Source organism: Chitinophaga sp. 22620, assembly GCF_052044405.1.
Lineage (GTDB): Bacteria > Bacteroidota > Bacteroidia > Chitinophagales > Chitinophagaceae > Chitinophaga.
On record NZ_JBQEMV010000003.1, the window covers coordinates 675,710 to 697,448 of the forward strand.

The following is a 21,739-nucleotide window of genomic DNA, read 5'->3' on the forward strand; positions in this document are numbered from 1 at the left end:
TTGCCATGTATTTACAAACTGATGAACAGACCATCGCAGACCTCGAGATATTCGGGCGGCCCGATGCCCGGGGCGTATATGATATCTATAACCAGGTGCATACCCGCGGCGGCGAGGCGCTTTTGCAGGAAATGTTCCGGATGCCGCTCGCAGACCGGGAGCAGATCAACCAGCGCAGCAGCATTATCCGCCATTTTTCGCACCTGCATATGCCATTCCCCTACAACGCCACGCTGCTGGACATGACGGAGAAATACCTCTCCAGCGGCGACCACCAGGCCCAGATGAGCGAAAAGGAGATCCAGAACGGCGTATCGTCTATCATCACCCTGGTCAATATCACCGCTGACCTTATCAATAAGAGCGAAATAACCGGCATTTACGGGTACGCCAAAGAGCGCGCCGCCATAGCCAACCTGCTGGCGGACCCGGCTTTTGCGCCGGCCCTGAAAGACGGCGCGCAAACCAGCAGGATGTCGTACGCCGCCACCACCGCTTACGATGCGCTGTTCAGGTTCAGCGGCAGGAAAAAAGTGGAAACGCTGCTCAGTTATATTTACCGCCTCGATGTATATATGTCCGTAGCCAGAACCGCCATCGAGCGCCGGTTCGTGTTTGCGAACGCGCTGGGCCGGGAGCCATCTGCCCTGATGGCATACGGCGTTTATCACCCCTCCTTAAGCGCCCCCGTCGGAAATGACATTGCACTGGACAGCAGCAGGAACGTGATCTTCCTGACCGGCGCCAACATGGCCGGCAAATCTACTTTCCTGCGCGCATTGAGCACCGCGTTATACCTCGCCCACATGGGATTCCCGGTAGCCGCAGGCAACATGGAGTTCTCCGTTATGGACGGTTTGTATACCACCGTCAACCTGCCGGACAACCTGGGCATCGGCGCCAGTCATTTTTATGCGGAGGTCATCCGGGTAAAAAAGATAGCGGCGGAGCTGCACGCCGGCAAAGCCCTTTTTGTGCTCTTCGACGAACTTTTCAGGGGCACCAACGTAAAAGATGCGGAAGAGGCTACAATAGCCGTCACCAAAGGATTTGCAGCGCACCGCAACAGCCTCTTCATCATTTCGTCTCACATCATGGAAGCAGGCGAGGCCCTCAGGGCCAGGAACAACATCCGCTTCCTGTTCCTGCCCACCCGGATGAAAGGGCATACGCCTGAATATACCTACCAGCTGGAAGAAGGTATTACAGACGACCGGCATGGTATGATCATCATCAGGAACGAAGGCATCCTCGATATTTTAAAGCACGGTAAAAAATGAGCAACATGGCATTCAGTATAGACAAACAGACCCTGGATGAGCTGAACCTGCTGGGCAAGTTCCGGAAAGACTCCGTATACCATCTTTTTAACCGGGTGAGAACAAGAGGCGGCGAACAGTTACTGGATAATATGTTCCGGCACCCGCTGACCAACGCCGCGGAGATCAATCAACGCAGCGCCGTTTTCCGGTTCTTCCAGGAATCACAGCTGGAATTTCCCTTCGACGTTCAGCAGGTGAGCCTCATGCGGGAATATCTCGACGCACAGGGCATCAACAACGCCGCTCTCGTTTTTGCCGGCACACTGGCGAAAAAATGGCTGGCCGCTATTACACGCGACGAGCGCTATAAAAAAAACGTACAGGGGCTGCAGGCCACCATCATTACGCTTAACCGGTGCCATGCATTCCTTGCTGCCATTCCCCGCACCAACCACCCTTACGAAAAACGCATCAGCGAGATCAGCGGGCTTTTGGAGGACAAACGCATCGGGCGGCTGAGTAACATTGACATCTACAAAGATCTTCCCGTAAAAACGATCGCATATTACAATCACCTGCTGAAAGCGATCCTTCGCAGGGAAATGGAAGACATCCTATCGTTCATCTCTGAGCTGGACGCCTGCATCGCCGTATCAGATGTAGCCCGGAGCCGCCACTTCAGCTATGCCACCGCAACAGACGATACAAGGAACATCCTCTCTGCCGAAGACCTTCGCCATCCCTGCATCGAAGGAGCTGTTGGCAACTACATTGCCCTCGGCAAAAACAGCAACGTCATGTTCCTGACGGGCGCCAATATGGCCGGGAAATCCACCCTGATGAAATCCATCGGCACAGGGCTGTACCTGGCGCACATGGGGTTTCCTGTAGCGGCCGTCAACATGCTTTTCTCCGTCAGGGAAGGGATGTATTCTTCCATCAATGTATCCGACAACATCGGCCTTGGATACAGTCATTTTTATGCAGAAGTGGTCAGAGTTAAACAGGCAGCCCAGGCGGCAGCCGCCGGGAAAAAACTCCTGCTGATGTTCGACGAGCTGTTTAAAGGCACCAATGTAAAAGATGCCTATGACGGCACGCTGGCCGTCACGGAAGGATTCGCGGATTACCACGACTGCCTGTTCGTTATTTCCACGCACATCGTTGAAGTGGGCGTGGCGCTGCAAGGGCACCCTAACATCCGGTTTGTATACATGCCCACCGTGATGGAGGGCCCTTACCCCCGCTATACCTACCGGTTGCAGGAAGGTATCACGGAAGACAGGCAGGGCATGATGATCATCAGGAATGAAGGCATCCTGGAATTGCTGAATAAACACTCATAACGAACACCATATGTACAAAAGAAAATGTATGATAGCGGGTGTGCTGTCCGTCTGCATGGTTATCAACGCCGCCGGGCAAAACCGCGAAACCGGCCAGCACATGTATATAGATTACCCGCAGTTGTTTACAGGTATGTTGAAAAAGGCTGACTCTATCCTTCGCACAGGCCCCAGACCTGCAACCGCGGCGGACCTGGAAAAGATAGCCGCAGGGCTGACAGACGAAGCCCCGCCTGCCGAAATGATCCGCACCCCGGCGCCGGGCGTCAAATTGTTGCGCGATGAAGATATTTACAACCGGCGAAAGAACAGCGTACTGGTGATCGGCAGGATCCGGCGAAGCCCGGAGGCTTCGGCGGACCTCCATATTGATTTCCTCGGTACCGCCTTTCCCATCAGCGAAAACGGCATATGCGTGACCAATTACCACGTTTTAAACGACATTCTTGGCAGTAAGAAAAATGCGGATCACCGTGACGGCATGTACTGCGTCGCCACGCTCGGAGGAGACGTCTATTTTGTAGATCGCCTGCTGGCATATTCGCAAAACAATGACCTGGCAGTTTTCAGTGCAGCTACCCGGGGAGCCAGGCTCTCCCCTCTTCCCTTCGGCGCACCCGCACAGGTGGGCGCGCCGGTGTATTGCATTTCCCATCCCCAGGGCTTTTTCTATTATTTCAGCAAAGGGATCGTAGCCAGCAATGTAATCGTTTCCAGCCAGCAGACGGCCGTGGGGTATAATCCTGAAGGCCGCATTCCCATCAGGATGGAGATAACGGCCGATTACGGCATTGGATCGAGCGGAGCGCCGATATTGGATCAATACGGCAACCTGGCGGGCATTGTTTCCTCTACCGTTCCGGTAGTGGCGAATGTACAGGGAGAGAACGGCGCCGTTTTCACCCAGCAGCAAATGACCGTAAAACTGACCACTCCGTTAAAGGCATTGCTGGATCTGCTGGGGTATTGATAGACCGGTATTTTTTCTTTCCTTATTCATCTCAATAATATACAGCATCTGCTCCCCGATCTTCTGCAGCAGCAATTTATTCATCTCTCCCACGTCTATCCCGTCCTTCGTTACTTCCTTTTCGGAAGGAATGCCCGGCAGGTGTTTGTTAGCGTTAATGAAAGCTTCCGTTTCATCGATAGTGGGCAATTTATAACCGGCGCGGAATACGTAGTCTGCCCAGGTTTCCTGTGTTACTTTTACTTTACGCACCGCCATGGTGCGGCTACGGCCAGCTTGTAGGCCGACTGGAGATTTACGCCCATGCCGATGTTGCCTGCGCCGTTCGCTTCATTTTCCCCACAAACCTCCAGCTTTCCTTTGGCATCAACACAGATGCCGGCCCGCGCGATATTCCGTGGTTGCGGAACCGTTTCCTGTACTGTTACTGTCTGCACAGCCGGTTCCGGCGCCGGCAGGAACATGGCCCTCAGCGTTTCCTCCAGCCGCTCTTCCGCACATCCTGCCCTCAGCAGGCGCAAGCCTTCGCTTACCATTTTGCGGTAAAGAGATACCTCCCGCTCCGCCTTGCGCAACGACCGGTAAATGCTGCCCGCTATTTGCGACGCGCACGCCATCCGGCCGGAATACGTCCTGAAACGTTCATAATTCGGGTCCTTTTTGACACGTTTGCCGCTAAGCGAACTTTTGCTCCGCGCATAATATTCGCCGTTCATTTTGTAAAATGTGATATTGCCGATAGTGCCGGTGATCTTGATCACACCTGATTGTTTTGCCATAAAAAATTGTTTTGGTGATGAAATAACTTTTCAGCGCAATTTATAGGCACAGGTTGCAGCCGCCAAAAAGAGTGGCCGTTTTTGCCGGTTTTTGCCGTTTTTTTCCGTTCCGGTATATTTTATGGTAAGTTCCGGTATATTGTGCCGGTTGTATTCCGGCAGTAAGAGAAGATACTGCATGCTGATTGCATCCAGACCCGATCCAGTCTCGATCTAGTCCCGATGTAGTCCTAAGCACACAGTAATGATACAGTAAGGTAAAAGCGTTCGTGAAGCAGGGTAAAAGCGTTGGAAGAATATGTCGGAATGCCTGTAAATGCAAAAAGGACCGCAATTGCGACCCTTTTCCCTGAGGTACCGAGCGGATTCGAACCGCTGTAAAAGGTTTTGCAGACCTCTGCCTAGCCACTCGGCCACGGTACCTTTTCTTAAAACCATCAAATTTTGATGGACTGCAAAAGTAGTAAATTTTAGATATTTGCCAAATCTGATTACAAGATATTCAATTACGGATTAAAAAAAACGCAAGGTATGACCACTCCAATAGCCGAATCCGAACTGATACTCAACGCCCGCGGCGCCATTTATCACCTGGACCTCCGCCCGGACGAGCTGGCCCACACCATCATCACCGTGGGCGACCCCGACCGTGTAAAGGCCGTCAGCCAACACTTCGACCATATCGAAGGCCGCTACCAGCACCGCGAATTCGTGACCCATACCGGCAGGATCGGCGCCAAACGGCTGTCGGTCGTGTCCACCGGCATCGGCACGGATAATATCGACATCGTGCTCAACGAACTGGATGCGCTGGCCAATATCGATTTTGCGACCCGCCTTCCCCGCGAAGAACCTGTCAGCCTCCGCATTGTACGGCTTGGCACCAGCGGCTCTTTGCAGGAAAACATCCCGGTAGACAGCTTCGTGGTATCGTCTCACGGCCTGGGGCTGGACAACCTGCTGCCTTTTTACAACTATCACAATACGCCTGAAGAACTGCAGCTGCTGGAAGCCTTCCGCGGCCAGATACGGGTGCACCCCAACGCGGCGCGGCCTTACCTCATCGAGGCTTCCGCGGAGCTGGCGGGTTTGTTCACAGAGGGTTTCCATACCGGCATCACGGTTACCTGTCCCGGCTTTTACGCCCCGCAGGGCCGCCAGCTGAGGGGCCACCTCTCCCACCCCGAGCTGATAGACCAGCTTACCGGGTTCAGCTTCGAGAACAGGCACATCACGAACTTCGAGATGGAAACCGCCGGTATTTACGGGCTCGGGCGCGTGCTCGGGCACGAATGCCTGTCCATCAGCGCCATTGTGGCCAACAGGATCAGGAAAGAATTCAGCAAAGACGGCAATGCCGCCGTGGAAAACCTCATCGCCAAAGCGCTGGGCATCCTCACGGCATAATCATCAAAACAATTTTTACCTTTGCGCATAGATGAACATGCATTTTTATAAATACCAGGGAACAGGAAACGATTTCGTGATCGTAGACAACCGGGACGGCGCTTACAGCCACCTTACCACCGAACAGGTGGCGCATATCTGCGACAGGCGCTTCGGCATCGGGGCGGACGGCTTTATGATGCTGGAGAAGCGGGACGGGTACGATTTTGCCATGAAATACTACAATTCCGACGGCCGCGAAGGCAGCATGTGCGGCAACGGCGGTCGCTGCCTCACCGCGTTTGCCCGCCAGATGGGCATTGAAGCCCCGGAGCTGAAGTTCATTGCCGTAGACGGCGAACATGAGGCCAGCTTCCGCGAGAACGGCTGGGTGAACCTGAAAATGCAGGATGTGGACTGGGTAGAGAAAGGAAACATGTATTTTTATCTCAATACCGGCTCGCCCCATTTCGTGAAGTTCGTGACCGACGTGCAGGAAGTGGACGTATACCAGCAGGGCCGGGACATCCGTTATAATGAGCGCTTCGCCGCGGAAGGCACCAACGTGAATTTCGTGCAGGAACTGGATAACGGCATATTTGTACGCACCTACGAACGCGGCGTGGAAGATGAGACCTACTCCTGCGGCACCGGCGTAACGGCCTCCGCGCTCACCGCCTCGCCCTCTGAGCCCGGCGACTATGCCATTCCCGTTGAAACGCTGGGCGGCCACCTGGAAATCCGCTTCACGCGCACAGGAGAACGCACTTTCTCCAACATCTGGCTTTGCGGCCCCGCAACGCTTGTGTTTGAAGGAAATATTAATATTTAGCCCCCAGGCTATTGGTAAATTAATTCCACTACCTTTGCGCCCGGATGATCCAGTACTTCAAAAATATCGATGCCCGCACTGTTGCAATTGAAGAGCCGGAAAACGGCGCCTGGGTGAATATTACCCCGCCCCTCAAACAGGCGGAATTCGAGCAGCTGTCTGAGGCGCTGGATATACCCCTGGACTTCCTTACCGACTCGCTGGACATCGATGAAAAGAGCCGTTTCGAGCTGGAGGACAACGTGAAGCTCATCGTTATCAAAACCCCCACGGAAAACAACTCCATCAACGAAAGCGACGCATATTACATCACCATCCCCATCGTGATCATCCTCACCCACAACCAGATCCTGACCGTTAATTCATTCGATAACGCGGCGATCAAAAAATTCCTCAACACCTTCCACAACCGCCACCCTGAAAAAAGGAACATGATGGTGCTGAAGATATTTGAGAAAGTGGTGATGAACTTCCTGGATTACCTCAAAGAGATCAACCAGCGCCGCAACCTGCTGGAACAAAAGCTGTACGATGCCAACAGGAACGAAGAGCTGCTCTACCTGATGCGTATCCAGAAAAGCCTGGTGTATTTCGTGACGGCCCTGCGCAGCAACGAGCTGTTGCTCATGAAGCTGGAACGCACGAATTTCCTGGGCCTGAACGACGATGAGAAGGAATTCCTGCACGACCTGATCGTAGATACCAGCCAGGCGCTTGAAATGGCGAACATCTACACGAACATCCTCAGCAGCACCATGGATGCCTTTGCCAGCATCATTTCAAATAACCTCAACTTCGTGATGAAGCGCCTCACCTCCATCACGATCGTACTCACCCTGCCGGTACTGGTGGCCAGCATTTACGGCATGAACGTGGAGATACCCTACGCGCATTCCAGGTACGCCTTCTACATACCCGTTACCATCGCCATCGTAACGGCGGTGATCATGAGCTGGTATTTCATGAAGAAAAAGTGGTTCTAAAATTTCGTTTTTACAATATCGGACACCCTTTTATCGGTCGGGAGCGTTACTGCTGCCGAAGAAAATGCATCCCATTCCACCCAGCGCACGCCTTCCACCTGCGTGGCGCCTTCGGGCACTTCGAAACCGAAAGGTTTTTCAAGAATAGGCGCAACAAAGGGCGATACGGCTTTGACAAGATAATATATAGCAATGATCTGCTGTACGTTGTTAAATGCGTTCATCTGGAAAAAGTCGGTGGTGTAGAGATGTTCCACCACTTCGATGTCCTGGTTCACTTCCTCCTTCCATTCCCGTATAATACACTCCAGCGTGCCTTCGCCAAACTCCAGCCCGCCGCCGGGGAATTTTGTGTAATAGCCGCCGCGGATATACTCGTCGCTCACCAGCACCTGCTTGTTTTCGTTGATCATTATGCCGTATACACGGACTGTAAACTGAGACATCGGGAGAATATTTTTATCTGTTCATGGCCGTTCTTTTCATTTCCGCCGCCGTTTCGTGGCCGAGGTACCGCTCCAGGATACCGTGCACCCAATAGATCACGGGCGTGAGCACAATGGCCGCGGCAAATTTATAGATGTAGTTGATGATACAAATGGCCAGCACCTGGCCCATCGGCCATACCGGGTCGTTGTTCGGATTGTAGAGAAGGGGGCCGAGGTGAAAGGCCACGAACAGCACCACGAAGCTGTCTATCAGCTGTGAAATAAGCGTGGAGCCTGTTGCGCGCAGCCATATCTTCTTTTCACCCGTTACCTTCTTGATCTTGTGAAAGGCGAATACATCCACCAGCTGCCCGATCAGGAAAGCGGTGAGCGAGCCGATAATGATCAGCGAACCCTGGCCCAATATCTGCCCGTATGCCTTATCCATATCCGGCACGCCGGAATTCACCTTGCTGGTCACGAAAAAACCGGCAGGCGTAAGGTGAATGGCCAGGAAAAATATAACAAAGGCGAACAGGATAAGCCCGGCGGCCAGGAACGACAGGAACCGCACGCCTTTCATACCGTAATACTCGTTGATGATATCCGTCATGATAAACACCACCGGCCACAGCAGCACGCCGGCCGTCATGTTGAAGCTATAGCGATCTCCCAGTATCATGAGGTTGGCCGGTTCAAAGCCGAAGGTGGCTTCCAGCGAAAATATCTTCACCCCTATTATTTCCGCGATCAGCGCATTGGCGATCAGGATACCGCTTAAAATGATGAAGAGCCGGGTCGGTTTGTCTCTGAGGATATTGGTGATCATAAGAACAGTTCCAGTTGAAGGAGCAAGATAATAACATTCAAAATAAATATAACGGGATGGATATCAGCGAACCGCACTTTCTTCCTTAACAGCATGATAACAGCCAGCAGGCAGGTGACGATATTGAGCGGAGCGGCCACCAGCCCTCCCAGCACCATGATGTGCCTGGCCACGTGCTCCCAGTTTTCCGTATTGTCCAGCATCCGGATGATAAAACCGACCAGGTAACAAATATTACAGATAAAGCTCACTTTTATCAGGAAACGGAGCCAGTTCATATTGAAATTTCCGATAAAATACAGTTATTTTGGATTCTTTAAAAACTAAACAGGAAAAACCCGATGAAGCAAAACTGGCAAAAAGCCGTCCTAAAGCATGTGTACGCCATCCTCATCTTCCTGGGGCTGTCTTTCTTATTCTGTAGCCCTGTACTGGAAGGATTGGAGATCCGGCAGACGGACACCGTGTCCTGGCAGGCCATGTCGCAGGAAGCGCGCGCTTACCACGACAGTACCGGCATCAAGCCTTTGTGGACCAATGCCATGTTTGGCGGCATGCCCACTTACCAGATCTACCTGAGCCAGGATAACTACACTTACCAGCTTCACAGGATACTGACGCTGGGCCTTCCAAAACCCGTCAATTTCTTTTTCCTCGCCATGCTGGGCTTTTACATCCTGCTGTCTGTGATGGGCTTCCGGCAATGGGTGAATATCCTCGGGGCCATTGCCTTCGGTTTTGCGAGTTATAACCCGATGATCATATCAGCGGGGCACGATACGAAAATGTTCACCATCGCCTATATGGCGCCGCTGCTGGCGGGCATATTGCTCACCTACCGCGGCAAATACCTGATCGGCGGTATTATGACCTGTATCACGCTTTGCCTTATGGTGACCAACGGGCACTACCAGATCGTGTTCTACATGCTGCTGCTTTGCCTTGTGATCGGCATCGGTTACCTGGTGAACGCCATACGCACCCAACAGGTGCCGCAATACATCAAGGCCACGCTGGTGCTGCTGGGCTTCGGCCTGCTGTCCGTACTGCCGTCTACCGTCAGCCTGTGGACCACCTCCGAATTCAGCAAATACACCATGCGCGGCGGGCATTCAGAGCTTACGGCGGAAGCCGGGCAGGAAGCCGATAAAACTGCCGGCGGGCTTGACAAAAGCTATGCTTTCAACTGGAGCGAAGGCAGGATGGAAACACTCACCGCCCTCGTTCCCAACCTCTACGGCGGCTCTTCCAATGGGCCGCTTTCCGCCAGCAGCAATACGGCGAAAGTATTTACCGAAATAGGCGTGCCGCCCGCGCAGCAAGAGGAAATACTGGCGCAGATGCCCGTGTACTGGGGGCCGCAGCCGCATACGGACGGGCCTGTTTATTGGGGCGCGGCCATCATCTTCCTTTTTGTGCTGGCTTTCTTTATCGTGAAGGATTTCAACAAGTGGTGGATACTGGCGGGCTGCCTGCTGGGCGTATTCCTGGCCTGGGGCAGCAACTTCGCTTTTTTCAACTATTTCCTGTTCGACCATCTGCCGCTGTTCAGCAAGTTCCGCGCGCCCGCGCAGGCGCTGGTGCTCTGCCAGCTGCTCGTGCCGTTCCTCGCCTGCTGGGCGCTGAACGATGTGGTGAGCAAAGAATGGGATAAGAAAATATTGCTTGAAAGCATCAAAAGATCGCTGTACATCACCGGCGGACTGGTAATACTGCTGCTGCTGGCATCTTTCGGCCTCAGCTATTCGGCAGACCAGGATGGCGCCCTGCGCTTTTACCAGCAACTCACCGGCGACAACCAGGAAATGATCAATAAGCTGATGAGCGCGTTGCGGGCAGACAGGGCTTCTGTTCTCCGTATGGACGCCATCCGTTCGCTTGTGTTCATTCTCATTGCAGCGGGGCTGTTGTGGGCTTACCTGCAAAAGAAATTACAGGCCGGCTATGTGCTTGCCCTGCTAACGCTCAGCGTGGCGGTAGACCAGATGCTGGTGGCGCACCGCATCCTCAATTCGAAGAACTATGTGACCCCTGCCGATTACAGCGGGGCTTTCGCGCCCTCCCCGGTAGATGTGGCCATCAAACAGGATAAAGACCCGTATTACCGTGTATTCAACACCGTTAGCTTCATGGATGCCATGAGCTCTTACCATCACAGGAGCATCGGCGGCTACAGCCCGGTGAAGCTCGCGTTGTACGACGATCTTATCAAATACCAGATCAGCAAGAACAACCCGCATGTACTGAACATGCTGAACGCCAAATACGTGATCGTACAGCAACAGAGCCCGCAGGGCCAGGGCCAGCTTGCCTACTTCCAGAACCCTGAAGCTTTGGGCAATGCCTGGTTTGTGGACAGCCTGGTGTGGGCCAAGAATGCGGACGACGAAATGAAAACGCTGGACAGCCTGCCCACCGGCCGCGCCGCGGTGATAGACCAGCGGTTTAAGCCCGCGCTGAACGGGTTGGTGCCCGGCAAAGACTCCGCCAGCAAAATACAGCTCACCCGGTACGGCCTGAACGAATTACAATACCGCAGCACCAACAGCAAGCCCGGCTTCGCCGTGTTCTCCGAAGTATATTACCCGGCAGGCTGGAACCTGTATGTGGATGGTAAAAAAGAAGAGATCGTGCGGACGGACTACCTGCTGCGCGGCGCGAAGATCCCGGCCGGCGACCACCAGATCGTGATGAAATTTGAACCCAGGAGCTACTACCTCGGCAACGCTATCACCCGCTGGAGCTCCATCGCCATGCTGGTTCTTCTCGCTCTCGCTATTGCTTTTGAAGTAAGGCGCGCAGCGAAGGCACAACAACTTGCGGTAAAATAATCAACGTATAAAAACAAAAAAGGGAGCGGATGATCCGCTCCCTTTTTTGTTTTGCTCCAATATTCATTAATACCACAACCTGGCCTGCACCCGCTTCAGATACGCCCGCGCAGCGGCATTCAAAGGCAGGCGGTTTTCTTTTCCTGGTATGCGCAGCACCCCGCTCCAGCCCCTGGCCCACTCTTTCCAGTTCCAGCCGGTCTTTTGCAGGAATTCCAGCGACCACATCACCGCGGTGGAAACGAAGTACGGGAAAGACAGGTAACGGTATGCCACCTTGCTTTTGTTGATCCACAGCATTTTCATTTTGATTAGCTGCGGGGTGCGGCCCAGCGGGCTTTCGTTGTGCAGTATCACGATATCCGCGCTGTAGGCGATCGTGTAACCGCTCTGGATCACGCGGTAGGTGAGATCGTACTCTTCCATCCCGTAAAAAAAATCCACCGGATAGACGCCTGTTTTTTCATACACTTCTTTCAGGATGGCGTGGCCCGCGCCGATGAAATAAGGCGCGAGGAAGGAGGTCTTATCCTTGTATTGTTCAAATTTTTTATGGGGGAAAGCATTCACCTGCATTTGCTGCGTGCTGGCGTAGAGCACCTTGAAGCAGAGCACGCCGGCACGGTTGCTTTGCATGAAATTATTACTGAATGCCGCGGTTATTTTGCGCAGGGCGTCCGCGTCCCTGAACCAGGCATCGTCGTCTATCGTTACCAGGATGGGCGCCGTGGCCATGGAAATGCCAAGATTACGGCCCCTGGCCACCCCGAGGTTCTCATTGGAGTAGTGGTACCGGAAGTATGGAAAACCCGCAATGAACGCCGTAACGGGTGTATAATCCGCCGTGGAGGCATTGTTGACGATGATCACTTCTTCCAGCAGCTCCGCGGCGCCTTCCTGCGCGCTGAGGTTGCGCAGCAGCACCAGCAGATCGTCCGGCCGGTTGTAGGTGATAATGATGACGGATAATGCTTTCATGGGAACAATGCGGCAAATTACAAAAATGTTCCGCATTATAGCTTTAAAAGCTCGGCGCCGGCGACAAGTACCAGCACCTGCGATATATCCGTCAGCACTTCTCTTTTCAGTATCCGGATCGCTTTGCTCATATGCTTTTCCACCATGCTCACGGAAATAGACATCATAGCTGCGATCTCTTTGTAACTCAGCCCTTTCTCCCGGTGGAGCAAAAATACGGTACGTGTTGCGTCCGGCAGGTGGTCGATGGCCGCATCCAGGTTCAGCAGCTGCTTTTTTCCTGCTTCGTCTATCGCGGGGCTGCTGATATGCTCCGTAGCCTCCGCATGCAATTGCTCCAGCCAGACCGTGTCTTCTTTCATCCGGCGGCGTATTACGTCTACCATTAGATTGCGCGCGAAGGTGCGTACCAGCGGCCCGGCTTCGGAGAGGTTCTTCAGTGTGTCCATCCGCTCCCAGATCTTCATGTAACACTGCTGCATGATATCTTCTATCAACGGAACATCTTTCGTGTAACGCGACAGGAAACGGAACAGCCCGTCCCTCGTAGTGAGGTACAAAGCGTTAAACTCGGCTTCTTTCCGGCGATAACCTATATGCGGCATACCGGCAAAAGTAACAAGTCCATCTTCCCGCTTATTGTTACCAAATTATTAATTCGGCTTCCGGGCGCCGGAAAACGTTGAGGTGGAAAGCCGTTTTGCCGTGCTGTATATGCGAGCCATCCTGTTCAAATGATAATCGTTTTATGATCATGACACCCGAAAAATGGCAACGGTACATCGACGGCGAATGTACGGAGCTTGAAAAAAAAGAGATAATACCTTACCTGCAAAGCCTTTCACCCGCGGAGCTGGAGGCCGGGATGAGCGGGGGCTGGGAAGACGACGCCCCGCCAATGCCCGGCGATTCCGCAGCCCGGATGGACGCCTATGTATCCGGGATGATGGCGCAAAGCCGCCGCGGGAAAGTGGTGGCCCTGCGCAACCGCTTCTATTGGGCAGCCGCGGGCTTACTGCTTGCCGCCGGTGTTTTCCCGCTGTGGGAACCGCTTATAATACGGCCGGGTGCACAGGATGCCGTAGCCTGGCAGGTCGTTTCCAATACGGGCCACGACGTGCAGAAAGTGACCCTGCCCGACAGCAGCAGCGTATGGCTCACGCCGCATTCAGAACTGCGTTATGCCGCGGAGCACAGAACAGTGTTGCTGAATGGCGAAGCCTATTTTGAAGTGCGGCCCCATGCGGCCAAACCGTTCCGGGTGGAAACCGGGGAAGTGCAAACGCTTGTGCTCGGCACACATTTCAACATCGAATCATACGGCGATGAGGCCGCCACCCGCGTTTCCCTGACGGACGGCAAAATAGCCGTAACCGCAGCGCAGGAAGGCGGAAGGGACAGTACCCTCCTGCTCGCTCCCGGCCAAAGGCTGGTGTACCACGGCGTTAAAAAACAATTCCGCACCGAAACATTCGACAGGGAAAAAGAGAACGCCTGGAAAAAAGGATTCATCGTACTGAACGACCTGGAAGTGCGGGAGGTATTCCGGCGGCTGGAAAAGCGTTTCGGGAAAAAGATCAGGCACAGCCCCGGAATGTTCGCCGGGAAACGGTTCTCAGCCGTCTATCCGCGCGCCGACCTCGACCTGATCCTCCAAAACATGGCGTTCGTTCAGGACTTCCGGTATACCATACACGGAGACAGCGTATTGATCCGCCCTTCAAAATAAAACATGCCCTGCTGGCCGGCAGGGCATGAAAACAAAGTTTTTTTAACGATTAAACGTAAGTACAAAACTATGCAAACAAAATCACATCTGCGAACCTGGAAAAGGAATACCTGGCTGCTGCCTTTCCTCTTTATCTGGGCATTGCAGGCCCGCGGGCAGGATAATGCCCTGCGGGAAAACATCACCCTGAGCATGGCCGACGTTTCACTGTTCGACGTCGTGGAAGCCGTTTCAAAGCAAAGCAGGCTGGTCTTTTCCTACGACCGTTCCCAGCTTGCAGCCATCAAAATAAAAAAAGTAAACTGGCAGGCCGTAAGCCTCGGAAAAGTATTAACGGAACTAAAAACCCTTACGGGCCTGGAGTACGCCCTGCACAACGGCACGCTGGCCCTTAAGGCGGGCCGGAAACCGGAGCCGCAGAAAGCCCCGGGAAAAGTGGCCGGCAGGATCGTGGACGAGGAAAACAACCAGCCGGTGGCCGGCGCCACTTTCCGTATTGGGAAAAGCGGCATCATGACCGACGAGAACGGCGCGTTTTCCCTTGATATGCCGCAGGGCGTATACGAAGCCGAAGTTTCTTCCATCGGCTACGGCGCAAAAAAAATAACAGGCATTGTTGTCGGGGAACGGGAAACATTTGTGCTGACGGTTCCGCTCAAAAGGGCAAAAGGCCAGCTTGGCACGGTGACCGTTTCGGCAAAACGTTACCGCGAAACAGGCACCAGCGCCGCCGTGATCGACGAGATCAGGCAGGCGGACGCCGTGGTGAGCGGCATTTCCAAAGAACAGATCTCCCGCAGCCAGGACAGGGACGCGGCCGAAGTAGTGCGCCGCATCGCCGGCGTCAGCATCATACAAAACAGGCTGGTCGTGATCAGGGGACTGCCGCAGCGGTATAACACCGTGATGCTGAACAATATGATCGCGCCCAGCTTTGAGCCGGACAGCCGCGCGTTCAGCTTCGACGTCATGCCCAGCGGCCTCATCGACCGCGTGATGATCTACAAGACCGCCGTGCCCGAGCTTCCCGGCGATTTTGCCGGAGGCGTCATCAAAGTGTATACTACGGAGATGCCTGTACGAAACAGCTTCAATATCTCCTACGCCGCTTCCTATAACGCGAATACCACCTTCAGGGACTTTTATGAACAGCCGCAGGGGAAAAAAGCCTGGCTGGGATACGACGACGGCACCTATGCCATGCCCGCAAAAGCTCCCACCCGGATAGACATGCTGAGCGCAGGGGAACAGCGCACGCTTACAGGCGAGTTCAACGAACATTGGGATGTGCATCGCCAAAAAGCAGCGCCGGACCAGCGTTTCAGCCTGGACTTCGGCCGCCGCATCCCGCTGGGCCATACTTCCCTCCTGGGCGTCATCGGCGCGCTCAGCTATTCCAACACGCGCCAGTACAGCGTGGTCGCGCAAAGCACAGCGGGGCCGATGGGTGACATTTTTACCAGGGACTACCAGTTCACCGACCAGTCGTACGACCACAATGTGCGGCTGAACGGCATGCTGAACCTTTCCCTGGAGATCAACAAGCACCACCGGATCATGGTGAAACAATTGTATACGCATATGGGCGGCACCAACGCCATTGTGCGCAAGGGAGAAACGGGAGACGCCGCCTCGGACGGTTCCGGGCTTTACTCCGGCCAGTATGTAAGACAATATATCATGACCAACGCCATCCGCGGGATCTACACCGGGCAGCTCTCCGGCGCGCATACATTGTTTGGCGGTACGCAGCTGAACTGGATGGCCGGCTATACGAAAAGCCGCTACGACGACCCGGACCAGCGCTACAGAACGCTGAAAATAGACACCGCTCACTATTACAACGATACTTCTCTCGTAGAGCCCGCGCCAGGCACCATTTCCAGCATTTACCGCGGAAGGCGCTACTTTAAGCTTCCCGAAGAGATCAAAACCGGCGGGGCGGACCTGGTGCAGCCCGTCAGGATCGCCAACACCGTATACACCCTGAAAGCAGGCGTTTTTTTCGAGCACAAAGAACGCACTTTCGAATACCGCCAGCTGGGGTATGTGACAGATACGGCCATCGGCAGGCGCATTACAGAAAATTACGGGAAGAACAACAGCTATACTGCGAAGAACGTGCTCAAAGCCGCCTACCTGGCCGCGGAGATCCCCATCACCAGTAAACTGAAGGTATACGGCGGGCTGCGCATCGAGGACAACTTACAGGAGCTGCATACCTATACCTGGAAGACCGTCGGCATTGTGAACGAGGGGCGCATCGACCTGATGCGGCAGCACACCAGCAAGCTGCCGTCGCTGAACGTCAGCTATGCTCTCAGCGGCAACAGCCTCGTACGCGCCGCTTATTCCCGCACGCTGAACCGGCCCGAGTTCAGGGAAATTTCCAATTTCTTTTACCTGGACATGATGACCTACCGCCAGGCCTACGGGAATGAAGCGATGAAGATCCAGACAGACATAGACAATTACGACCTCCGGCTCGAGCATTATCCCGGTACGGGTGAAATGGTCACTGCCGGCCTGTTCTACAAACGTTTCAAAAATCCCGTTGAGTTTTATTATTACGCGGGCACCAGCGGTTACAACAATTTCCAGTGGGACAACGCCTTATCAGCCACCAGCTATGGCGCTGAAGTGGAGCTGATGCTGGGCATGGCGCGTTATTTTAACGGCGGCACCGCCATCAGCAAAATATTGCAGCGTACGTCCGCATTGCTCAACGTGGCCTACATTCACAGCAGGGTAGAATTGGGCCCCCGCGCCGGCATACAGGACAAGGACCGCGGACTTTACGGCCAGTCCCCTTACCTGGTGAATGCGGCAGTGCATTATACAGACGACGGCCACGGGCTGAAGCTCAACGCCGGCTACAACATCATCGGCAAGCGCCTGATGGTGGTAGGCAACCTCAACAGCCCCAATGTTTACGAAATGCCCCGGCACAGCCTCGATATTGGTTTTTCGAAGAAGCTCGGTAAAATATTCGAGCTGAAAGGCGGCGTCCAGAACCTGTTGAATGCGCGCAGTCTCTTCATACAAACGGAAAAAGATATTATGAAGGTCGTGGATGGCATAGACAGTGCTATCGGGGGAGATAACATTTTTCAATCCAGCTACAGCGGAGCGGTATTTTCACTCGGCGCCGGCCTGAAGCTGTAATCATTCAACAATACAACATGAAACGCTATATTGCCTTTTTACTCATCGCCTTCATCGCCTTTTCAGCCTGCCGGAAGCAGGAAGCGCTGTTTAACTTCATAGAAAGAGCGGAGAAGCCGCAGCAGCCCAAACCGCCTGTGGTGGAGCCGCCGGCACTGTCTGAGGACTTCAAGAATGTGGAGCTGGTCTACAACGGCGACACCATCAAGACCAGCATGATCGGCCGTAAGGTCTTCGGTGAAACCAAACAGCCCAACGGCACCTACGCCAGCGAATTCGAGCTCGCCATGCGCCTGGACAACAACTCGGAGATAATCGGTTTTCAAAACCTGCGCATCAAACTCCCGCTTGGCGACAGCGGGCAGGTGAAAACCGGGAAATACATCATCGAGAATAACGAAATAAAAGAAGGCGGACTGCTGGATATCAAATACATCAAAGGCGTGTTTGCAGATGTTTTCGAAGACGCTGCTTTCAGCACAGACAAAGACCGTTTCAGCTTCAGCATCAGCATGCGCATTGAAGGGTTTAACGCGGTGAAACATACCATCGAAGGAGTGATCGACAGCATGACGATCTATAAGCTGGCGGATACATCAAAACATATCACGATCAGGAACGCCGGGTTCAATTTTTATTTTGATTTTCTTGAAGTGTACCTGAATGATACATTGACGTACGAAACCGCCACCACTGATTATTCCATGTGGTACCCCACGGAATACAGCCCGGTTGAGAATATTGCCCTGATCTCAGGGGAGCGGCTTTATCCCGTTGCGGCCGAAGTTCCCATAAAGGCGCCGCTATTAACTTTCGTCGTTTACTTCGGGAACGATGCGGACACTATTCACCAGGAAACAATTTACCCGTTATCCATGTTTTCAACGACCTTATTTTTGCTGAGCTCTTCAGAATACGTGCCAATCAATGACAGAGCGCTGCTGGGCATCTCTCCTAAAGGAGCCTATCAATGCAGGTTCATTAATGCCACGCAGTTAAGCATTGCCGGGGGGATCGAAGTTACTTCGGACAAGTGCGGGATGGCGCTGGACGAATATTACGACGCCGGCGGTACTTATCAACCGGCGGAATTTCTGCCGGACCGGGAGTATAAGCTGAGATGCGCTTTTTATCAGAGGAAATTCTGACATAAGCCAACGTTGACCAGTCAGTCGTTGACCAGCAAAGCCTGTCATGGCCAGGAGCAGCGGGGCTAAGCGGGAGGGGCGACGAAGCAATCCCCTAATATTGGGGCTTTCAATCCAATGCGGGAGATTGCTTCGTCGCGCCCCGCCCAAATCCCCCGCCGCTCCTCGCAATGACGACCTTTTGCGCCATGACGACCTTTTACCGCAATGACGGGCTTTTTTATATATCGTTATAAACAATTTTAATCCTTCAATATCAAACTACGGTATGCGTCCGCAAATACTTCCATCCCGAAATGCGCGCTTGCATATGCGATATTGTTCTGCCGCATTGTAGCCAGTGTTCCGGATTTCCAGCTCCTGACAAATTCTGCGCCGGCTGCGATGATATCTTCTTCCGCTACCCCATGTGGGAGCAGGTAACCGTTCTCCCCGTTACGCACATGAAAAGGAATATCCCCCGCATCGGTGGCCAGCACAGCCAGCCCCCGGGCCATGCCCTCCATGATCACCATCGGGAAACCTTCGCGGATGGAGGTGATTACGATCACGCGGTGGCGGCGGTAGATCTCATCGATCCGCGCGGGGTCAGACAATTCGCCGTAAAAATGGCAATGCGCGTGCAACGCCGCGGGGATGGCATCTTCCACGTTGCCGATAAACCCCGCCCTCACGCCCGCTTCTTTTGCGATGGCCGCTACCAGGTGCACCCGCTTTTCCGGCGTGCCGCGGCCTACATACAACAGCATGTCCGTGCCTTCCAGCGGTTCTGTGCTTTGCGGCAGCGGGATGCCGTTCATGATCAGCCTGATCCTTTCCGAGTAGCCGGCCGGCACGCCGTATTGCCGGTACAATTCCAGGTGGCGCTGTATGCTTTCACGGCTGATCATCGCCGTGGCTTCGTAATACGGGATAAAAGGCAGTCGGATGTAGGAAAAGCTGCAAAAGGAATGGATCAGCTCCAGCTGCCGGATATGCCCGGGCAGGTGCGGGCTCAGCTTGTAAGCGAAATTGCACTGCCCGTTGAATACAACAGGCCGCTTCCGCTGCCTGCTAATATAAGCCGCCGCAATGCCGCGCCAGATAAGGTTATTGAAGTACAAGAACTTGTTGTCCGTATATTTTGAAATATCCCGGATAGTATTGCCCGGCGCTTCAAAGGCCGGCAGCATGGCTGCGTTCACTGACTTTTTGGTGAAGAAGATCATCACCTTTTTGCCAGGGAACAGCTTCGCGATCTCGCTATGCACTTTTTCCGCCCCGCCTACATGGTAAAAGGGGAAGAACATAAAAATATCATACTCCTCTTCCAACGGCTTCCACGACGCGATCAGCCGGCCCAGCATTGCCCAGGGAGCGATCAGCACCGCTTCGGTCATCCGTTTTATGCGCAACAGGGAATATATCACAGCTTTTGTTTAATGTTTTTGCCGGCGGCCGTTACAAGATCTTTGCACATACCGAGGAACACCTGGACGTCGAACGCATTCAGCCTGCCCGCAGCCAGCCGGCCCGCCAAATATCGCCGTTTGCAATGGAAATGCCGGAAGAAGACGTTCTTTTTTTTGATGATGCTCACTGTCATGGACGCGGTGTGCACGCGGTAGAGCAGCAGCATTTCCGGCACTTTCTCCATCACATGCCCCGCGCCGGCCAGGCGCAGCCACATATCGTAGTCTTCCAGGTATTTCTGCGATTCCAGGTAAGGAAACCCCCGGAGCACTTCCGTACGCACCATTACGCCGGGGTGCGCCATGCAGTTCACATAAGGCAGCGCTTTCCTGATCTGCGCATTGGTGTAATTGGCGCGGTCTTCGGGCCACTCGCCCTGCTCCTCTCCTTTTTCGCTGATAAACGTAATGAAACAGCCTACCAGGTCCGTTCCCGGCCTTTCTTCGAGCCAGGCGGCCTGTTTTTCGAAACGCCGCGGCATGCAGATATCATCCGCGTCGATGCGGGCGATGTATTTGCCGCGGGCCTCGGCTATGCCACGGTTGAGGGTGTAGGCAAAACCTTTGTTAGGATGATGGAAATAACGGATACGGCTGTCCGCATACGATTGAATGATCGCTTCGCTATCGTCCGAAGAGCCGTCGTTGACAGCCAGCAGCTCAAAATCGCCCTGCGTTTGCGCCAGTATGGCGTCGATGGTGGGGCGCAGGTAATCCGCACCGTTGTACACGGGCAACACAACTGATATGAGTGGCGATGGCTGCATAATCTCTTTTTAAATACGGTGCCAGCTTGGGGGCACCAGGTCAATCGCAGTTTGCCCCGGCTGGGCAAACCAGCGCGCGGGCGCCACCACCTGCCGGTCCGGGTGCCCGTTCAGCCAGGCGGCCCACCAGCTGAAGCTGCTGTTGGCAATAACCTGGTGCCTGCACCGGCTCATCAGGAACAGGTCTTCGTACTGCGTATGGCTCAGGCTGCCGCTGAGTATTTCGTAATCGATGCCGGCGGGCAGGTTGTGCCGCACCCAGGCCGGGTCGTTGGTGAATATAATGAACTTTGCGCCGCTGAAGCGCTGCACAGCCTTTTCATAATAATCAGGCCCCAGCACCCCGTGAAAAGCGGCTGCTTCGCTGTTCGTATAGTCGCCGCGGCGGAAGTGCATGGCCACGGTCTCCTGCTGCGGCAGCTCTGCGGCTTTGGCGCGGATGGCGGGGGAAAATTCCAGGCTGAAGGTAAAGTCCTGCCTGATCTGCGCGGCCTGCGGCCCGAAGTATTTCCAGCTTTGCCAGTATCCTTTCAGGTACACGGGCGGGCGCAGGCTGAAAAAACGCGGATCGAAGTCCATGCCCCTTTCCCGGAAGATGCGCCGCCATGGCGCCGGGGCCAGGCGGTTGAACGCTTTCTGAAGCAACCCGGGACGGGGGATCATATCTTCCCCCGCAACGGACGCCGCGATACGAAGCCCATCCAGCCCGTACATGCCGGCCTGTTTCGGTTCGTAACTACCCTTATCCAGGAACAGCGGAACATCGTGTTGCAGCGCAAGCGTGCGGCCTGCGGCGTATTGGAACATCTGGTTGCCCAGCCCTCCCTTTAATTGAACAAGGATCAAGAATTACCG

20 protein-coding genes and 1 tRNA gene are annotated in these 21,739 nt (G+C 54.1%); 10 read left to right on the forward strand and 11 right to left on the reverse strand.

Annotation, left to right across the window (positions count from 1 at the left end):
- Positions 1-5: 5 nt before the first annotated feature.
- From ACTJIK_RS18185 to ACTJIK_RS18195, 3 genes are read left to right on the forward strand one after another with little or no spacing between them, the layout of a single operon-like run.
- Positions 6-1,280 carry a MutS-related protein gene (locus tag ACTJIK_RS18185; RefSeq protein WP_440648690.1) on the forward strand — a complete coding sequence of 425 codons (1,275 nt, stop codon included), beginning with the start codon at positions 6-8 and terminating at the stop codon, positions 1,278-1,280.
- A gap of 5 nt (positions 1,281-1,285) precedes the next feature.
- Positions 1,286-2,608, forward strand: a complete 1,323-nt coding sequence (locus ACTJIK_RS18190; RefSeq protein ID WP_440648692.1) for a MutS-related protein — start codon at positions 1,286-1,288, stop codon at positions 2,606-2,608.
- A gap of 10 nt (positions 2,609-2,618) precedes the next feature.
- A complete protein-coding gene (locus tag ACTJIK_RS18195) occupies positions 2,619-3,578 on the forward strand; it encodes a S1 family peptidase (protein ID WP_440648694.1) in 960 nt (319 codons plus the stop codon).
- On the opposite strand, the gene ACTJIK_RS18200 is transcribed toward ACTJIK_RS18195, so the two are convergent.
- The 3 genes from ACTJIK_RS18200 to ACTJIK_RS18210 all read right to left on the reverse strand — a co-directional run bounded on the left by ACTJIK_RS18200 (position 3,546) and on the right by ACTJIK_RS18210 (position 4,780).
- Positions 3,546-3,830 carry a hypothetical protein gene (locus ACTJIK_RS18200; protein WP_440648696.1) on the reverse strand — a complete coding sequence of 95 codons (285 nt, stop codon included), beginning with the start codon at positions 3,828-3,830 and terminating at the stop codon, positions 3,546-3,548. The genes ACTJIK_RS18195 and ACTJIK_RS18200 overlap by 33 nt on opposite strands.
- Complete coding sequence (locus ACTJIK_RS18205; protein ID WP_440648698.1) at positions 3,818-4,357, reverse strand: hypothetical protein; 540 nt, start codon at positions 4,355-4,357, stop codon at positions 3,818-3,820. The genes ACTJIK_RS18200 and ACTJIK_RS18205 overlap by 13 nt, the downstream gene beginning before the upstream one ends.
- A gap of 352 nt (positions 4,358-4,709) precedes the next feature.
- A tRNA-Cys gene (locus ACTJIK_RS18210) sits at positions 4,710-4,780 on the reverse strand.
- A gap of 108 nt (positions 4,781-4,888) precedes the next feature.
- Between ACTJIK_RS18210 and ACTJIK_RS18215 the strand changes: the two genes are divergently transcribed.
- The 3 genes from ACTJIK_RS18215 to ACTJIK_RS18225 are packed head-to-tail and all read left to right on the forward strand — an operon-like array spanning position 4,889 to position 7,558.
- On the forward strand, positions 4,889-5,764 hold the full coding sequence (locus ACTJIK_RS18215) for a nucleoside phosphorylase (protein ID WP_440648700.1): 876 nt from the start codon (positions 4,889-4,891) through the stop codon (positions 5,762-5,764).
- A gap of 31 nt (positions 5,765-5,795) precedes the next feature.
- Entirely contained in the window at positions 5,796-6,575 is a 780-nt protein-coding gene (gene dapF, locus ACTJIK_RS18220; RefSeq protein ID WP_440648702.1) for a diaminopimelate epimerase, read from the forward strand.
- Between the two features lie 44 nt (positions 6,576-6,619).
- Entirely contained in the window at positions 6,620-7,558 is a 939-nt protein-coding gene (locus ACTJIK_RS18225) for a magnesium transporter CorA family protein (protein WP_440648704.1), read from the forward strand.
- On the opposite strand, the gene ACTJIK_RS18230 is transcribed toward ACTJIK_RS18225, so the two are convergent.
- The 3 genes from ACTJIK_RS18230 to ACTJIK_RS18240 are packed head-to-tail and all read right to left on the reverse strand — an operon-like array spanning position 7,555 to position 9,093.
- A complete protein-coding gene (locus ACTJIK_RS18230) occupies positions 7,555-8,004 on the reverse strand; it encodes an NUDIX hydrolase (protein ID WP_440648706.1) in 450 nt (149 codons plus the stop codon). The two genes, ACTJIK_RS18225 and ACTJIK_RS18230, sit on opposite strands and share 4 nt — an antisense overlap.
- Positions 8,005-8,017: 13 nt before the next feature.
- Positions 8,018-8,815, reverse strand: coding sequence for a queuosine precursor transporter (locus ACTJIK_RS18235; protein WP_440648708.1), 798 nt, complete (start codon positions 8,813-8,815; stop codon positions 8,018-8,020).
- Positions 8,812-9,093, reverse strand: coding sequence for a hypothetical protein (locus ACTJIK_RS18240; protein WP_440648710.1), 282 nt, complete (start codon positions 9,091-9,093; stop codon positions 8,812-8,814). The genes ACTJIK_RS18235 and ACTJIK_RS18240 overlap by 4 nt, the downstream gene beginning before the upstream one ends.
- A 63-nt stretch (positions 9,094-9,156) precedes the next feature.
- Between ACTJIK_RS18240 and ACTJIK_RS18245 the strand changes: the two genes are divergently transcribed.
- A complete protein-coding gene (locus ACTJIK_RS18245) occupies positions 9,157-11,646 on the forward strand; it encodes a YfhO family protein (protein WP_440648712.1) in 2,490 nt (829 codons plus the stop codon).
- 66 nt (positions 11,647-11,712) lie between these two features.
- Here the strand turns inward: ACTJIK_RS18245 and ACTJIK_RS18250 are convergent, their stop codons facing one another.
- Complete coding sequence (locus tag ACTJIK_RS18250) at positions 11,713-12,624, reverse strand: glycosyltransferase family 2 protein (protein ID WP_440648714.1); 912 nt, start codon at positions 12,622-12,624, stop codon at positions 11,713-11,715.
- A gap of 35 nt (positions 12,625-12,659) precedes the next feature.
- Positions 12,660-13,229, reverse strand: a complete 570-nt coding sequence (locus tag ACTJIK_RS18255) for an RNA polymerase sigma factor (protein ID WP_440648716.1) — start codon at positions 13,227-13,229, stop codon at positions 12,660-12,662.
- 149 nt (positions 13,230-13,378) lie between these two features.
- Here ACTJIK_RS18255 and ACTJIK_RS18260 point away from each other — a divergent pair, with 149 nt between their 5' ends.
- The 3 genes from ACTJIK_RS18260 (at position 13,379) to ACTJIK_RS18270 (ending at position 18,666) form a co-directional block, all read left to right on the forward strand.
- A complete protein-coding gene (locus tag ACTJIK_RS18260) occupies positions 13,379-14,353 on the forward strand; it encodes a FecR family protein (protein WP_440648718.1) in 975 nt (324 codons plus the stop codon).
- A 69-nt stretch (positions 14,354-14,422) separates the two neighbouring features.
- On the forward strand, positions 14,423-17,518 hold the full coding sequence (locus ACTJIK_RS18265) for a TonB-dependent receptor domain-containing protein (RefSeq protein ID WP_440648720.1): 3,096 nt from the start codon (positions 14,423-14,425) through the stop codon (positions 17,516-17,518).
- A gap of 17 nt (positions 17,519-17,535) precedes the next feature.
- Complete coding sequence (locus tag ACTJIK_RS18270) at positions 17,536-18,666, forward strand: hypothetical protein (protein WP_440648722.1); 1,131 nt, start codon at positions 17,536-17,538, stop codon at positions 18,664-18,666.
- A gap of 242 nt (positions 18,667-18,908) precedes the next feature.
- On the opposite strand, the gene ACTJIK_RS18275 is transcribed toward ACTJIK_RS18270, so the two are convergent.
- From ACTJIK_RS18275 to ACTJIK_RS18285, 3 genes are read right to left on the reverse strand one after another with little or no spacing between them, the layout of a single operon-like run.
- Positions 18,909-20,075, reverse strand: coding sequence for a glycosyltransferase family 4 protein (locus tag ACTJIK_RS18275; RefSeq protein ID WP_440648724.1), 1,167 nt, complete (start codon positions 20,073-20,075; stop codon positions 18,909-18,911).
- Positions 20,072-20,884 carry a glycosyltransferase family 2 protein gene (locus tag ACTJIK_RS18280; protein ID WP_440648726.1) on the reverse strand — a complete coding sequence of 271 codons (813 nt, stop codon included), beginning with the start codon at positions 20,882-20,884 and terminating at the stop codon, positions 20,072-20,074. Before ACTJIK_RS18280 ends, ACTJIK_RS18275 begins: the two co-directional genes overlap by 4 nt.
- A 9-nt stretch (positions 20,885-20,893) precedes the next feature.
- Positions 20,894-21,730 carry an alpha-1,2-fucosyltransferase gene (locus ACTJIK_RS18285; RefSeq protein ID WP_440648728.1) on the reverse strand — a complete coding sequence of 279 codons (837 nt, stop codon included), beginning with the start codon at positions 21,728-21,730 and terminating at the stop codon, positions 20,894-20,896.
- Positions 21,731-21,739: the final 9 nt, after the last annotated feature.

What these genes read in the sequence shown, in the direction of transcription:
- ACTJIK_RS18185 (WP_440648690.1), top strand. Translation starts at nt 6, where the DNA reads ATGTATTTACAAACTGATGAACAGACCATCGCAGACCTCGAGATATTC.
- ACTJIK_RS18190 (WP_440648692.1), top strand. Translation starts at nt 1,286, where the DNA reads ATGGCATTCAGTATAGACAAACAGACCCTGGATGAGCTGAACCTGCTG.
- ACTJIK_RS18195 (WP_440648694.1), top strand. Translation starts at nt 2,619, where the DNA reads ATGTACAAAAGAAAATGTATGATAGCGGGTGTGCTGTCCGTCTGCATG.
- ACTJIK_RS18205 (WP_440648698.1), bottom strand. Translation starts at nt 4,357, where the DNA reads ATGGCAAAACAATCAGGTGTGATCAAGATCACCGGCACTATCGGCAAT.
- ACTJIK_RS18215 (WP_440648700.1), top strand. Translation starts at nt 4,889, where the DNA reads ATGACCACTCCAATAGCCGAATCCGAACTGATACTCAACGCCCGCGGC.
- dapF (WP_440648702.1), top strand. Translation starts at nt 5,796, where the DNA reads ATGAACATGCATTTTTATAAATACCAGGGAACAGGAAACGATTTCGTG.
- ACTJIK_RS18225 (WP_440648704.1), top strand. Translation starts at nt 6,620, where the DNA reads ATGATCCAGTACTTCAAAAATATCGATGCCCGCACTGTTGCAATTGAA.
- ACTJIK_RS18230 (WP_440648706.1), bottom strand. Translation starts at nt 8,004, where the DNA reads ATGTCTCAGTTTACAGTCCGTGTATACGGCATAATGATCAACGAAAAC.
- ACTJIK_RS18235 (WP_440648708.1), bottom strand. Translation starts at nt 8,815, where the DNA reads ATGATCACCAATATCCTCAGAGACAAACCGACCCGGCTCTTCATCATT.
- ACTJIK_RS18240 (WP_440648710.1), bottom strand. Translation starts at nt 9,093, where the DNA reads ATGAACTGGCTCCGTTTCCTGATAAAAGTGAGCTTTATCTGTAATATT.
- ACTJIK_RS18245 (WP_440648712.1), top strand. Translation starts at nt 9,157, where the DNA reads ATGAAGCAAAACTGGCAAAAAGCCGTCCTAAAGCATGTGTACGCCATC.
- ACTJIK_RS18250 (WP_440648714.1), bottom strand. Translation starts at nt 12,624, where the DNA reads ATGAAAGCATTATCCGTCATCATTATCACCTACAACCGGCCGGACGAT.
- ACTJIK_RS18255 (WP_440648716.1), bottom strand. Translation starts at nt 13,229, where the DNA reads ATGCCGCATATAGGTTATCGCCGGAAAGAAGCCGAGTTTAACGCTTTG.
- ACTJIK_RS18260 (WP_440648718.1), top strand. Translation starts at nt 13,379, where the DNA reads ATGACACCCGAAAAATGGCAACGGTACATCGACGGCGAATGTACGGAG.
- ACTJIK_RS18265 (WP_440648720.1), top strand. Translation starts at nt 14,423, where the DNA reads ATGCAAACAAAATCACATCTGCGAACCTGGAAAAGGAATACCTGGCTG.
- ACTJIK_RS18270 (WP_440648722.1), top strand. Translation starts at nt 17,536, where the DNA reads ATGAAACGCTATATTGCCTTTTTACTCATCGCCTTCATCGCCTTTTCA.
- ACTJIK_RS18280 (WP_440648726.1), bottom strand. Translation starts at nt 20,884, where the DNA reads ATGCAGCCATCGCCACTCATATCAGTTGTGTTGCCCGTGTACAACGGT.